Origin of the sequence: Pseudoduganella sp. LjRoot289 (assembly GCF_964252925.1) — a bacterium.
Taxonomy (GTDB): Bacteria; Pseudomonadota; Gammaproteobacteria; order Burkholderiales; family Burkholderiaceae_D; genus Rugamonas.
The window spans coordinates 6,528,404-6,541,676 of the sequence record NZ_CAXUPN020000001.1 but is presented as its reverse complement, the minus strand read 5'-3'; the positions used below and the strand labels follow the sequence as shown (position 1 = coordinate 6,541,676).

Below are 13,273 nucleotides of genomic sequence, written 5' to 3'. Positions count from 1 at the left end.
CTGACAATCCTCGTCAGCCAGGTGACGAATTTTGGCAGCGGTTCTGTAAAAAGATGTCAGGATCGCTAGCGCCCGTGCCAGTTCAGGCGGCGCTGCTGGCAGGCCGCCAGCCAGCCGGCGTTTTCGTCCAGCACGGCCTTGCCGAGGGCGAACACCAGGTCACGGGCACGGTGTTCCTTTTCCGCGTGCGAGCAGGGCGCCGCGTCGCTGCGCGCCAGCGCCGCATCGGCGCGGCTATACAGTTTGTGCAGCTGCTCGGCCTGCAGCAGGGTTTCGCCGTGCCCCATTTTGGTGGCCAGTGACAGCCAGGCCGCGCCGATGCCGGCCGCCAGCTTCATGCCCGCCAGCAGCACCACCAGGGGCAGCAGGTAGCTGCGGCCAAAAGCCAGTACGACCGTCAGCGCCGTCAGCGCCATCAGCTGGCTGCTCAACAGCATGTTGTTGCCGAACGCGACCGCGCGGGTGTGCTTGCGCCGCCGCACGCGGTTGCCGGCGCCGCTCAGATACGCGCGCTGGTCGTCTATCCAGCCGCGCAATACGCTCCGCGCCGCCAGGCCCGGCACCGGCGGGGCGACCAGGCAGGCGTCCAGCGCATGCCGCACCCAGCCCAAGCCGCCTCCGGCGCGCTGCGCGCAGTGGTCGGTCACCAGCGATGGTTCGCCCGCGCAAAGCCAGTACATCTGGCAGCGCAAGCCTTCGGCCAGCGCGCGGTAATCCAGGTAGGCATTCCGCTGGCGCGACAGTGCCACCCACAGATACGTGCCGACCGCGCAGAATGCGCCCGACGAAAATACGACCGACTCCACCAGTTCGCCGTGGGGCTTGCTCAACAAGTTCAGCGTCGGTGCGGCCGCTGCCATGATCACCGCCAGCGCCATGAAGCGCCAGCGATAGCGCCACCATCGCTGGGCATGCTCGGCCTGCACGTCGGCAACCCGAAAGCCTTGCAGCAGCGGCCCCAGGCCCGGCTTCAAGGCGGCCGGCAAGGCGGGCGCGCCGTCCAGCCCCAGGCTGGCCAGGAAACTGCCGCCGCTGTCGTCGAGACGGCCGGCGTAGCGGCGCGCGGCGCCGTCGTTCCCCCGCAGCGCCCGCTGGTGCAGGCGGTTCAGTTGGTCGATCTCGCGGCCGGCGGCGTGCGTGCGATACAGCACCGCCAGCGCCGGCGCATCGAGCGCGCGTTCCAGCCGGCGTTCGGTGTGTACCAGCGTAGCACGCCAGGCGCGGTGCTCGGCCCAGCGCTCGCAGGCACGGATCGGCGCGCGCAGCCACAATCGCGCCGGTGGCGCCAGCACGCCGGGCCACTCTGGCTGGGGTGCCATCCAGTGCAGCGCGGCCTCGCCGTCCAGCGCGCCCGCACGCAGCAGCCGCAAGCCGCCCGCCGCCAACGCGCTGGGCAGGCCGTCCGACGAGGGTTGCGCGCGCCGGCTGTATATGTGCAGCAGATTGCCGCGCGCCGGCTCGGTGAGGCGCTGGCGGCTGCGCTGGTGCTGCTTGCGCTCGACGCCGTGCAGCAGCGCATGGACCAGGGCCAAGGTACCACCGGGGCGGCGCGGGAACTCCTCGTCGCCGCTCTGGCCGTCCCACACCGCCAGCAGCAGCTGAGCGTGGATGCCGAGGTAGCGCGTCAGCTGCGCATACGCCGCATCGGTGCGCGTCATCGGCGTGCCGGGCAGCTCGTCCTCGGGCGCCGCCGGGATCACGAACACCTTGCCGGCGCGCGCGCTGTAGTGCTGGAAGCGCTGGCTAAAGGCCAGCCGCCTGGCCTCGAACTGTTCCGGGTCGCGCCGCCACCCGGCCTCGCCGCCGGCCTGCTCGCGGCAATAGTCGTCGGCCGGCATCGGCAACGGAACCACCAGTTCGATGCGCCGGCCGCCCTCGCCCTCGCGCGCGACGCAGGCCTGCTGCAAAGCGAGCACCTGTTCGGCGAACAGCTGGTCGGCGCCGTCGGCCAGTGCCGACAAAAAATGGATGGGCGTATGCGGCAGCGCCGCCGCAATCAGTTCGATAGCTTGGTACAGCTGGCCGGCCACCGCCGGCACGTCGCCGGGGTGCAGGTCGCGATGGCCGGAGACGGCCACCACGAAAGGCAGCCCATAGGATGGCGGCGCAGCGTCAGCCGGCAGCATGGCACCGCGCGATGAAGCGCTGCCGTTCGGCGGCATCGTCAATTTCCTGGGCCAGTGCCGTTACCAACTGGTTGCGCGACGGCGCGGCCGGCAGCGCCCGCCGCAGCAGATGGCTGGCGATCGGGCCCAGCTCCAGCGCCAGCGCGCGTTCGATTGCCGCCAGCGCGGCCGGCGCAATCACAGCCGCAGCGGCCGGCGCAGGCGCCGCGGCTGGCGCCGGCGACGGCAGGCGTTCGAGCAGCATCGCCACACAGCGGCGCAATTCGTCCAGATGCTGCTCCAGATCGCCGCTGATGGCATCGAGCCAATGCTGGGAACTGATGAAGTATTCCAGGCTTTTCGACAGCGGCACGTTCTCGATGCGGAACGGCAGCACCATCAGCCCCTTGTTGACGGCCCGTTCAACCTCGCGCCGCACTTGCGGCGAATTGTTCGCGCTGGCGGAAAAAATCAGCACCAGCATCTTGGCCTGGTCCATCGCGTTGATGATGGCCTCGGCCCAGTCGTCACCGGGGCGGATGTCGCGCGGCGCCACCCAGCAACGGATATCGGCCGCCTCCAGCCGATGACAGATGGCGTCGGCAAACACCTTGTCGACATGCGAATGGCTAAGGAAAATGTCTATCCCCATGGCGCGCCTCAGGCCAGCAGGTCCATGGCTTTTTCCAGGCTGCGGCGCAGCCGGTTGAAGGCCCGGCCCAGAACGGCGATCTCGTCTTTGCCGCCGGCCTGGAAAGGTTCGGCGTCCATCTGGCCGGCGCTGACGGCGTCGGCGATGCGGCTGATGCGCTGCATCGGCCGCAGCACCAGCAGGTAGAACATGGCGTTCAGCGCCAGCAGGATGGACGCGAAGGTCAGCGCCACGCCCCACATGATATGCGTATAGGCCCGTTCGGCTTCGCGCTGCGGCAGCGCCAAGGGCACCGAGACGATCTGGCTGCCGATGGTCTCGCCCAGCTTCCAGCCGAAACCGTTGTTGACGCCGTACAGCGCAGTCATGGTTTGCGGCGCGGCGGCCGGCGTGCTGTGGCAGGCCAGGCAGCGGCCGTCGCTGATGCGGATCGGCCGCGCCAGATAGAGCGACGGTCCGGACGGCGTCTGGCGGTCGCCGATCACTTCCTTGAGTTCGGCATTGTCGCGGAATTGCTGCACCACGTCGGACTCCCAGTCGACTACCCGGTCGCGCGGATTGGTGGGATTGAGCGCCGCTTCCTTGTAGCTGAAATCGGGATGCGTCTGGTGCAGCCTGTTAAAACTCTGCGTGGCCGCGTAAGACGGCACCGACTGCGGCAGAAACGCCTCCAGCATGCCTGCGGCCAGCAGCGGCTTGACCTCGTTGGTGGTGTATTCACGGGCGGCCATGGCAGCATCCATCATCAGGCTGGCATGGGACAACACTTCGCGCCGGGCGTTTTCACGCAGCACCTCGCGCGTCATGTTGGCGGTGGCGAACCAGCCCAGGCCGAAAATCAGCAACAGCACCAAGTTGAATTTATGCAGCAATTTCATGGTTGTTTGCCTGGGACCTGAATGGTGCTTTTATACTAACATAGTAATTTCATAACTTATCGAGGTGCCGCTCCGGAGGCGAAAAAATGTGCGCCGACGCAACGCCCGCCGCCGGGCGAGCCCTTCCTGCTCCAGTTCACGTACACTTGGTCCGGCAAACCCACCGCGAAGGAAAGATATGCAATCCCTGTTGCGCGTCCTGCTAATGGCCCTGCTGCTCCCGCTGACGGCCCACGCCCAGGTGTATCTCGCCGCCGAGCTGAATACCCGGCAACTGGCCGCGCTCGACAAGGCCCGAACGGCCGTCATCCTGACCGGCGGCATCCTCGAGCAGCACGGCCCCCACCTGCCGTCCGGGACGGATACCTACATGAACGAGTGGTGGGCGCAATCGCTGGCCGAAGCGATCGCCAGGCGGCCCGGCTGGAAGGTCATCCTGTTTCCGACCATCCCGCTCGGCACCTCGGGCGCGAACGTCCTCGGCGGCAAGTTTGTCTTCCCGGGCACGTACACCGTGCGGCCCGAGACCATGCGTGCAGCCTTCATGGACTTGTCCAGCGAACTGGGCCAACAAGGCTTTCGCTGGATCTTCGTCATGCACAACCATGGCTCGCCCTTGCATAACCTGATGCTGGACCAGGCAGGCGACTATTTCCATGACACCTATGGCGGGCGCATGGTCAACCTGCCGGGCCTGCTCAGCGGTGCTCGGCCCGCGCGCCCTCTGCGTACGGCCGAGGCAGGCAAGGAAGACGGCGAATTCGAAGTCCATGCGGGGATGTCCGAAACCAGCCGCATGCTGTTCCTGCGTCCCGATCTGGTACCGGGCGACTATGCGCAAGCTGCGCCCCGTACGGCCAATTCGCCGGCCGAAGCTGTTGCAGCGGCAAGCGCCGACAACTGGGAAGGATTTATCGGCTCGCCCCGCCTGGCCAGCGCCGCCTTCGGCGAGCAGGAAATGCGCCAGCGTGCGGCCACCTATAACACCGTTGCGCTTTCCATACTGGACGGCAGCGATCCGCGTGCCATGCCGCGCCTGTCGGAAATGGCGATGAAGAGCCCGCACATCCGCCGCGTTGAAACCGCCACCCAGAACTACTATGACGACATCGCACGCAAGCAGCAGGCCTGGCTTCAAAAGCAGAGGGAAGGAAGTCCACAGCGCTGACCGTCCGCCAAGGCGGCACTGCTGGCGGACGGCAGTTCCCAAATGCCCGTACCGTCCCAGGTCACGAACTGGCACCAATACCGGTGCGCCGCAGAATGATTTGTGACAATGCGTGTATTTCCCGTTGGAAAGTTTGTGTTAACATCGGCCGCTGTCGCACAGTTCAGCAAACATCTCGGCTTTCTCACTACTCCTGGGAAAGAATGACTGTCTATTCCAAGCGCCATGTTCCAGCCAAAATCTTTTTGCATGAAATTCACTTTACGCGCCTTGGTGCTGATTATCTGCGCCGCTCAGCCGCTGGCTACAACTGCGGCGACGGATACCGCGCCCATCCCAGTCGCCACCTTCTTTAAAAAATCGGCCACCACCGGTGCCGAGCTCTCGCCCAACGGTCGCTTTGTCGCCGTGCGCAAACTGTCGCCGCAGGGACGCACGATGCTCGCGGTGATCGATCTGATAGAACTGAAATCACGGGCGATCGTCAACTTCAACAACGCTGACATCGACTTGTTTCGCTGGCTCAACGACCAGCGCCTGGCATTCACCCTGATCAACGTCGATCACGAGGGTGACGCCGGTAAATCCGGTCTGTATGCGATCGACCGCGATGGCAAGAACCGCTTTTTCCTGTCGCAGACCATTGTGCGCAAGCGCTCGTTCTCTGAAAGCGATCTGGTCGATCACAATTACCCGTCACAGCACTCTCTGCATGGTTTCCCGCTCAGTAAAGGCGAAGCCATCGACGCCATCGAGACCGACGACGGCGTGGCGACACTCCTGCGCCTCAACGTCCACAATGGGCGCCAATCCCGGGTCAAGGCGCCGTACGACACTTACGGCTGGCTGACCGATGTCGATGGCAATACGCGCATCGCCACCGCGAAGCGGGGGAGCCGCGTCATCACCTTCTATTTCGACAAGGGCGACTGGCGCCAGATCGACAACCGCGACGAAAAGTCCGAGTCCAATTTCGATCCATTGCTGTACGTGGACGACACTCTCTACGTCAGCTCGCGCAACGGCAAGGATGAAGCGCACATCTATCGCTACGACTTGACGACCAACGCCCTCGTGCCCCAGCCGCTGATCGCGGCCCCTGGCTTCGACACCAATGGCTATTTCATCGTCAGCGACAACAAAATGCTGGGCTTCCGCTTCACCACCGACGCCGAGGTCACCGTGTGGTTCGACCAGCAGATGAAAGCGATCCAGCAGGAGGTTGACCAGCTGCTGCCCGGCACGGTCAACAACATCTCGCGCGGCCACGCCAGTGAAACGCCTTACGTGTTGATCGACACCTATTCGGACCTGCAGAACCACGCCTACATCCTCTACAACACCGAGACCAAAAAGCGGACACTGCTGGGTAAAACTACGCCGGAGATCGCCGCCGACCAAATGGCTCAGATGACGATGGTGCGCTACAAGGCGCGCGACGGATTGCAGATCCCGGCCTTCCTGACCCTGCCAAACGCCACCGGACAGCAGCAGAAGCTGCCGACGGTGGTGCTGGTCGGCGCGCAAGCGGGGCTCCGCAGCGGCAAATGGGAATGGAGTGCCGAGGTGCAGTTCCTCGCTTCGCGTGGTTACGCGGTACTGCAACCTGAGCCGCGTGGCGTCGACGGTTTCGGCCGTGCCCATTTCCAGGCGGGCATCAAGCAAACCGGCCGCGCATCCCAGGACGACATCGTAGACGCCGTGAAATGGGCAGTGGCCGAGGGCCACACCGATCCGGCGCGGGTATGCGTTGCCGGCACCGGCTACGGCGGCTATGCAGCCATGATGGGCTTGCTCAGGGATGCGGACACTTTCAAGTGCGGCATCAACTGGTCCGGCCTGACGACGTACCAGAACAATCCGGACGACGACAAGCTAAAGAGTATCAAGCTGCCGCTGCTGCTTGCTTATGGCACCGACGACGAGGCAGTGAGTTACAAACAGGGGCTGGCGCTCTACCAGGCGATCAAGGCCGGCAATCCGCACGCAGAATGGCTGGAATACACTTCGACCGTCGATGACTGGAAGACGCAAAAAAACCGCATCGATCTGTGGCGGCACATCGAAAGTTTCCTGATGAAGCAGATCGGCGCCAAATAGGCCGTGCCGGACCACCAGGGAAATTCATACCGATCATGTCGGCAGTTCACGGTGGATTGCTGGCCTGCCGCAGGTCTTCCTCGACGGCTTTCAGCGCCAGCAATGCCATGGCGCGCGCTCCCTCGTATGACTTGACTGCGGCGATGAACCTGCCGTTGTGGCAAAAGGTCGCGTCCGGCACGCCACTTACCGCCGCCAGCTCCGCATCGCGGAGTCCGGCCCAGGCCGCCGGCAAGTCGGCCCGCGCCTTGAAGCTCCCCGCACTGATTGGGACAGTGTGCAGCAGGTAACGCTGCTCGGCGATGCTGTGGCTGATGACGAACAGGACCTTGGGCATTTCCTTGCGCACCACCTGGCTCCACGGCAGCGCGCTGTTTTTCAAGAACAGCACTTTGCCTCCCTCCAGTACTTCCGCCTGGCGGACTTGTTCCAAGGCGAGCAAGGCACCGACCCGGTACTTCACCCCATTGACCAGGACGTCCGTCAGCAGTGCCATCGCGCATCGGAACTGGCTTAGCCGGTAAGCGTCCGCAGCGTCGCCGTAACCCAGCCTTTGCTCATCGAGCCAGTTCGGATTGAAGCCCGAGATCACCGCCGACAGTCCATACCCTCCCGGTGCGCTTTTCGCAGCGCCGACGTCCGACAAATCCAGGTATTGCACGATGTCGGCATCGATGGCGTAGGCGATCTCCCTTGCCTTGTCTTCCGGCAGCTGATGCCCTGTATGCGCAGCGGCCAGCGCAGCGACGCAACGTGCTCCGTATTCGCGCCATACCAGGCCCGCGCTTGCGTAGGGGACGCCCGTCGGCCTCGCCACGCTAAAGCCCTTTTGGTGGTGGTCGAAGCGGCCTGAAGCCGGGTCCCAGATGTCGCCGACATCGACCGCGAAGTCGGCCGCGGCGATGACCGCCGGGTCACGCGTGCGAATGATTTCGCATCCGGGAAATAAAACGTTCAGTGTGGCGACAGCCCACGCGTCGTCCGCGTGGAACTTGCCGCTGTGAGTCACGATGACCATGGGAAATCCAATCTCAGAGTTTCAGCAGTTGGACGGAAGCAGGCATCATACCGACAAACCCCAACCCTGGCAGCCCCAAGCAACACGCCAACGCTACGGTTGGCGCTTGTTTTCCCGGTGCGCGCTGAAGGCCCACGCGCCGCCCCGGCATTGCCGGCTACTTGATGGCGGACGATGCGTGCTGCGCAAGCTCGAGAGCTTTCGCGTAGTTGGCCTTGGCCTTCGCGTTCCACAGCTCTTCCAAAGAGCTGAGCTGTTTGTCGGCGAACTCGCCCATCGTTTTCTTCGCCACGGATTTGGAGAACAGGTCGAGGAATGCCGACTTTTTAAGCATTGCGGCGTCGACCACCGGCGTGTACGCCAGCTCCCGAGCCTGTTTGAGGAGGATAGCGGCTTCCTCCGGCGTGGATCTACCCGCGAGTTTTTTTTCGGCCTCGTGAATGGCCTTGGTGGCTGCTTGCAGTTCCTTGTGGCGGAGCGTGATCATCTGATCGAACATGGACGTCACGACGTGATAGCGCGCCTGCGCGAGGTTGGAGTCGAACTCCACTTTCGCCTTCTTCGCCACCTCGAAGATATTGGGATAGCCCGCTGGCACTTTACCTTGCAGCTTGTCATACGTGATGATCGGCATCCGGGAGATCTTGGGATCGAGCAGCAGCTCCTGCCCTTCGTTGGACAACGCAAACGCCATGAACTTCCTGGCGTCGGCAGAATTCTTGGCACCGGCGATCAGGCCGATGCCGGCCGGTACGACAGCGGTCATCGACGGATAAACGAACTCGACTGGAAAACCGCCGTACTTGCCGGCCAAGCCGAAGAAATCGATAACCAAGCCAATACCATATTGACCGCTATTAACGCCGTCTGGAACGTTGAATGAACGATCGGTAATCTGCGCACAATTGCCAGCAATCTCGAGGAGCTGGGACCATCCCTTGTCCCAGCCTTCACCTTGAAGTATGGTTTCGACAGTCAAATGCGTAGTGCCCGACTTGGACGGCGCGCTGACGGCGATATGGCCGAAGTAGCTGCTCTTGGTCAGGTCGCTCCATTCCTTCGGCGGCGCAATCTTGTTCGCCTTCAGGTAGCGCGTGTTCCACATGATGCCGTAACCCGATAATGCCTGGCCGAAGTAGAGACCTTCCGGGTCGTTCATCGGGTAGTTGCCGATTCTTTCGGGTGCTGCCGTATTCTTGGCGTCCAGCGCCTTCTCCAGCAACTTCTCCCGCGCGAGGACTTCGAAGGCATCCGGTGCGGAAGCCCAAAAAATATCAGGACGTTGTCCGGGCGAGTTTTCCTTGATGAAGGCCAGTGCGGCGTTGTGGTTCTTGTTCAGCACCTCGACCTTGATGTCCGGGTACTTCTTTTCAAACGCCTTTTTGTAGGTGTCCGTGATCTCCTTGGGAAAGGAAGTGATCAAGGTGATGGGAGCGGCCAGCGCATAGTCCGACGGTGACAACGCGAAAGCGAAAAGCATGGCGACAACCCGCAATTTCATATTCCCCCCCTGTTTGGTATTGTTATAAGGAAACCCTTCGATCGAAATATAGCAGCGCAATTGCTGACGCATCAATCACAATCGTTATCAACAATTTCGTTTACGGCAATGCCTCCACTCATGGTAGATGACGGGATACCGCCGCAAAAAAGGGCGCCCACAAGGGCAAGTGCGCGAGTCCTCGGCACGTCTATCCGTACCGAAGGACCGAACGGAATCGTTGTTTTTTATTGAAATTGTTAAACGCTAATGTTGCGCCGTACACACAAGTTCCCTTGACGGCAACGACGCATACCGACCCTGACTGCCCAAAGCAAAACGCCAACCTCTCAGTTGGCGCTTGTCTTTCACGATGGACTAGATGGACTATTAACGGCCAGGCAGCCCTTTGCCGTTGACGACAGGCTCGCCGACGTCGCCCGGTTTGAACGCCGCGCTCAGCGGGTCCATCGGCTGGATATTGCCTGCGTTGTCGAACTCCATCCGCGCCAGCACGGTCTGGCGCTGGTAACCGCCGCCTTCCGGCAGGGCGTGCCGGTGGTAGGCGACGTACCAGCGGTCAGTGCCGGGCACATTGACCACGCTGTGGTGGGCGGTGCCGACCGCAGTGCCGGAGCGCTGCAGCACGATGAACTGGTCCGCCTTGGACGTCACCGGTCCGAGCGGCGAATCGGCCACGCCCCAGCCTACCCTGTAATCGGGGCTGCGCGCATCGTCGATGGACCACATGAAGTAGTATTTTCCGCCGCGCTTGAACACGACGATGCCTTCACGGAAGTCCTTGAGTTCGATGGCCTGCGGCGGCCCGTCCAGCGTCACCATGTCGGGCTTGAGCTTGTACACATTCCCCAGGCGGCCATTGCCATAGTAGAGGTAGGCCTGGCCGTCGTCGTCGATGAAGGGATAGGGGTCGATGGTATTGCTGTCTATCCCCGTCCCTTTGCGCAGCAGCGGCGCGCCCAGCGCGTCGACAAAGGGGCCAAGCGGACTGGCGGCCTTGGCGACGCCGATCTCGCCGTGGGCGCAGAAATAGAAATAGTAGCTGCCGTTGCGCTCGATGGCGTCCGGCGCCCAGGCTTCGATATTGGCCCACTTGAGGTCGCGCGTGACGTCCAGCACCATGCGCTCCTTCTTCCAGTCCACGAGGTTCTTGGACGACCAGACTGAAAAGTCGGTGGTCTGCCAGTGCGGCTTGTCCGAGGTCGGGTAGAGGTAGTAGGTGTCGCCGAACACGCGGATCGACGGATCGGCGGTAAAGCCTTCCAGCGCGGGTGGCGGGGCGGGTATCGGCTTGGCTGGCGCGGCCCCGGCCTGGGCCTGGGCCTTGCCCGACTCCAGTTCCTTCACGAACCAGGGCGGCACCCACAGCACCTTGCGCGCCGCGGCAGTGCGGCCGGTCCCGGAGCCGCTCAGCAGCTGCGGCTTGCTGAAGGTTTCGAAATCCTTGGTCGCCACGCGGTAGCTGCGCTGGCCCTTGCTATCCGAAGTCCAGCTAATAAAGTATTCGCCGCCGGGCTGGTTGTAGATGATCTCAGGCGCCATTGCCGTGCCGCCGCCTGGCTGGCCTTTCGGCAGAGGCAGGGATTTCTGCGGGGACCAGTTCACCAGGTCGACCGAGGACGCGTAAGCGATGCCCTGGCCTTTCGGGCCGGTGCTCCAGACCAGGCGAAAGATGCCGTCCGGCCCGCGCAGCAGCTGGGGATCGCGCATCAGGCCACCGCCCACCGAGGGCTTGATGAACACCTGTTTAAGGTCGCGCCACGCTTTGCCGTCGCCACTGACGGCAAGGTGCAAGCCGTCGCCCCCGCCCTCGGACGAGGCCATGATCCAGGCATCGTCGGGCCATTCCTCGCTGGACGCTACGGCCAATGCCGGCAAGCCGAGGCCGAAAGCGGACCACGCCATGCCTGCCGCCAGCAAACTTCTTACCAGTACTTTCATTTCACTTCCTATGCAAAGTTCAACGCCGGGAACGTCGCAGCCGCGCACCCGGTGCCGCAGACGAGAGATTGATGGGCACCTCGAAATACCTGTCGTTCCGCATCGGCGGACCGCCGCGCAGGCGGGAACCCATACTTCGCATGCTCAGAGGCGTAGCATGGATTCCCGCCTGCGCGGGAATGACAATTTAGCGGTTATTCAAGGCCCCCTGATAACGATAACATTCTTTTATTTGCGCAACGAAGGATTTTGGCTGCGGCAGCGCAATTTCTCATCGCAGACGACAAAATGGTTATCGCATGCCGGTAATCGCACGCGGCACCAGGGGCGTTTTCTTCAATACAGCGCCCGGCCCCGCGCCGTATCGTCCACTCCGTTAGTTACTAATCGGAGACCTTAATCCATGAGCATCCTCATTTCCATGGCAGCCTTCGCCCTGGCTTCCTCCATTTCTCCCGGCCCGGTCAACATCGTCGCCCTCAGCAGCGGCGCCCGGCATGGCTTCCGGGCCAGCATGCGCCATGTCACCGGCGCCACGGTCGGCTTCACGCTGCTCCTGCTGCTGACCGGCGCCGGCCTGCATGAATTGCTGGCGCGCGTGCCGGCCATGGCACGCGCGACGCAGCTGGCCGGCGCGGCCTTCCTGCTGTTCATGGCATGGAAACTGGCGCGCGACGATGGCACGCTCAGTCTTGCGGGCAGCGGCAAGGGTCCGTCCCTGGTGGCCGGCGCGGCCATGCAGTGGCTCAATCCGAAAGCCTGGGTGGCCGCCGTGGCCGGCATGGGTGCCTTTGCCGCCAACGGCGACGCGGCGCTGGTCGGACAGTTCGCCGCCCTGTATTTCGCGGTCTGCTACGTCTCGATCGCTTGCTGGGCCTATGCCGGCACCTTGCTGCGCCGCCGGCTGCACGATCCGGCCGGCATGCGGCTGTTCAACCGCGCCATGGCGCTGCTGCTGGCGGCCAGCGCCGGCTACCTCTGGCTCAGCGGCGATATTGGCCCGGTGTCGCCGCGCTGAACTGTTTGAAGATGCGCTGGAAATGGGCCTGGTCGGCAAAACCGGTCTCCAGCGCGACAGCGGCAATCGCCCCGCCTTCTTTGAGCAGGCCGCGCGCCAGCTGTATGCGGCGGTTCAACAGGTAGGCATGCGGCGTCATGCCGTAGCGCGTCCTGAAAGCGCGGATCAGATAGGACGGCGACAGGCCGGATGCGCCGCAAATGTCTTCCAGCTTCAGCGCGGCGGTGCAATTGTCGCTGATGTATTCGGCCGCGCGTTCGAGCTTGCGGTGCGCGCTGCGCTCGGCAACGGCGGCGGCGACAGGATCGAGGCTGGACTGCACTTGCCCGAAGAAAGCCACCGCCGCGCACTGCCGCTGCAGCGTGTCGGCCGCTCCGTCCGTCAAGACTTCGTAAAAACGGTTGAAGCCTGCGTACAGCGCCGGCGCCATGCTCATGGTCGCGGCAAACGGACGGAAATCCTGGTTGGCGCTGACGCCCCATTCATGCTGCAGTCCGCCCAGCCAGGCGCGGTCGACATACAGCATGCGGTACGACCAGGGTTCGTCGGCGACCGGGTTACAGCCGTGCACATCGCCCGGGTTCATCACGACCACGGCGCCGGGGCCGACGCGCTGCCGTGCCGTCTTGTTGATGTAATCCGTGCGCCCGCAGCTGATCGCACCGATAGAAAACGTCTCGTGCGAGTGCTTGACATAGCAGACCTTGCGTCCTTCGTCGATCGAGCGCGCCTCGATGAAGGGCAGGCTGGCATCGCGCCAGAAGCGGGGACCTGTGTGCGTGTTGGGAAGCGGCATCCCCGCAGGATACACCGATCCGTTCCATTTACGTTCGCCGGCAACCATGCGTGCCCAGCCGTGGTATGATTTTCGGAAATTACATCACATTATGAT

At 63.3% G+C, this 13,273-nt stretch carries 10 protein-coding genes; 3 read left to right on the top strand and 7 right to left on the bottom strand.

Translation table 11 applies throughout. The annotated features are described in order from the left end of the window. Positions 1-65 precede the first annotated feature (65 nt). From ACSQ8Y_RS28140 to ACSQ8Y_RS28130, 3 genes are read right to left on the bottom strand one after another with little or no spacing between them, the layout of a single operon-like run. Positions 66-2,162: a hypothetical protein gene (locus ACSQ8Y_RS28140; protein WP_436269676.1), complete on the bottom strand. Its 2,097-nt coding sequence runs from the start codon at positions 2,160-2,162 to the stop codon at positions 66-68. Further along, positions 2,113-2,757 (bottom strand): toll/interleukin-1 receptor domain-containing protein, encoded by a 645-nt coding sequence (locus ACSQ8Y_RS28135; protein WP_436269675.1) that lies wholly within the window; start codon positions 2,755-2,757, stop codon positions 2,113-2,115. Before ACSQ8Y_RS28135 ends, ACSQ8Y_RS28140 begins: the two co-directional genes overlap by 50 nt. A gap of 8 nt (positions 2,758-2,765) precedes the next feature. After that, on the bottom strand, positions 2,766-3,635 hold the full coding sequence (locus ACSQ8Y_RS28130; RefSeq protein WP_436269674.1) for a c-type heme family protein: 870 nt from the start codon (positions 3,633-3,635) through the stop codon (positions 2,766-2,768). Between the two features lie 178 nt (positions 3,636-3,813). Here ACSQ8Y_RS28130 and ACSQ8Y_RS28125 point away from each other — a divergent pair, with 178 nt between their 5' ends. Beyond that, the gene (locus ACSQ8Y_RS28125; protein WP_436269673.1) at positions 3,814-4,803 is read left to right on the top strand and encodes a creatininase family protein; all 990 of its coding nucleotides are present in this window, start codon (positions 3,814-3,816) and stop codon (positions 4,801-4,803) included. A 249-nt stretch (positions 4,804-5,052) separates the two neighbouring features. Further along, the gene (locus ACSQ8Y_RS28120) at positions 5,053-6,903 is read left to right on the top strand and encodes an alpha/beta hydrolase family protein (RefSeq protein ID WP_436269672.1); all 1,851 of its coding nucleotides are present in this window, start codon (positions 5,053-5,055) and stop codon (positions 6,901-6,903) included. A gap of 46 nt (positions 6,904-6,949) precedes the next feature. Here ACSQ8Y_RS28120 and ACSQ8Y_RS28115 read toward each other — a convergent pair whose 3' ends face one another. The 3 genes from ACSQ8Y_RS28115 to ACSQ8Y_RS28105 all read right to left on the bottom strand — a co-directional run bounded on the left by ACSQ8Y_RS28115 (position 6,950) and on the right by ACSQ8Y_RS28105 (position 11,363). After that, entirely contained in the window at positions 6,950-7,921 is a 972-nt protein-coding gene (locus tag ACSQ8Y_RS28115) for an MYG1 family protein (RefSeq protein WP_436269671.1), read from the bottom strand. A 157-nt stretch (positions 7,922-8,078) separates the two neighbouring features. Beyond that, positions 8,079-9,422 (bottom strand): ABC transporter substrate-binding protein, encoded by a 1,344-nt coding sequence (locus tag ACSQ8Y_RS28110; RefSeq protein ID WP_436269926.1) that lies wholly within the window; start codon positions 9,420-9,422, stop codon positions 8,079-8,081. Positions 9,423-9,791: 369 nt separating this feature from the next. After that, the gene (locus ACSQ8Y_RS28105) at positions 9,792-11,363 is read right to left on the bottom strand and encodes a family 43 glycosylhydrolase (protein ID WP_436269670.1); all 1,572 of its coding nucleotides are present in this window, start codon (positions 11,361-11,363) and stop codon (positions 9,792-9,794) included. Positions 11,364-11,766: 403 nt separating this feature from the next. Between ACSQ8Y_RS28105 and ACSQ8Y_RS28100 the strand changes: the two genes are divergently transcribed. Continuing rightward, positions 11,767-12,381: a LysE family translocator gene (locus ACSQ8Y_RS28100; RefSeq protein ID WP_436269669.1), complete on the top strand. Its 615-nt coding sequence runs from the start codon at positions 11,767-11,769 to the stop codon at positions 12,379-12,381. Here ACSQ8Y_RS28100 and ACSQ8Y_RS28095 read toward each other — a convergent pair. Next, positions 12,347-13,177 carry an AraC family transcriptional regulator gene (locus ACSQ8Y_RS28095; RefSeq protein WP_436269668.1) on the bottom strand — a complete coding sequence of 277 codons (831 nt, stop codon included), beginning with the start codon at positions 13,175-13,177 and terminating at the stop codon, positions 12,347-12,349. The two genes, ACSQ8Y_RS28100 and ACSQ8Y_RS28095, sit on opposite strands and share 35 nt — an antisense overlap. Positions 13,178-13,273 lie beyond the last annotated feature (96 nt).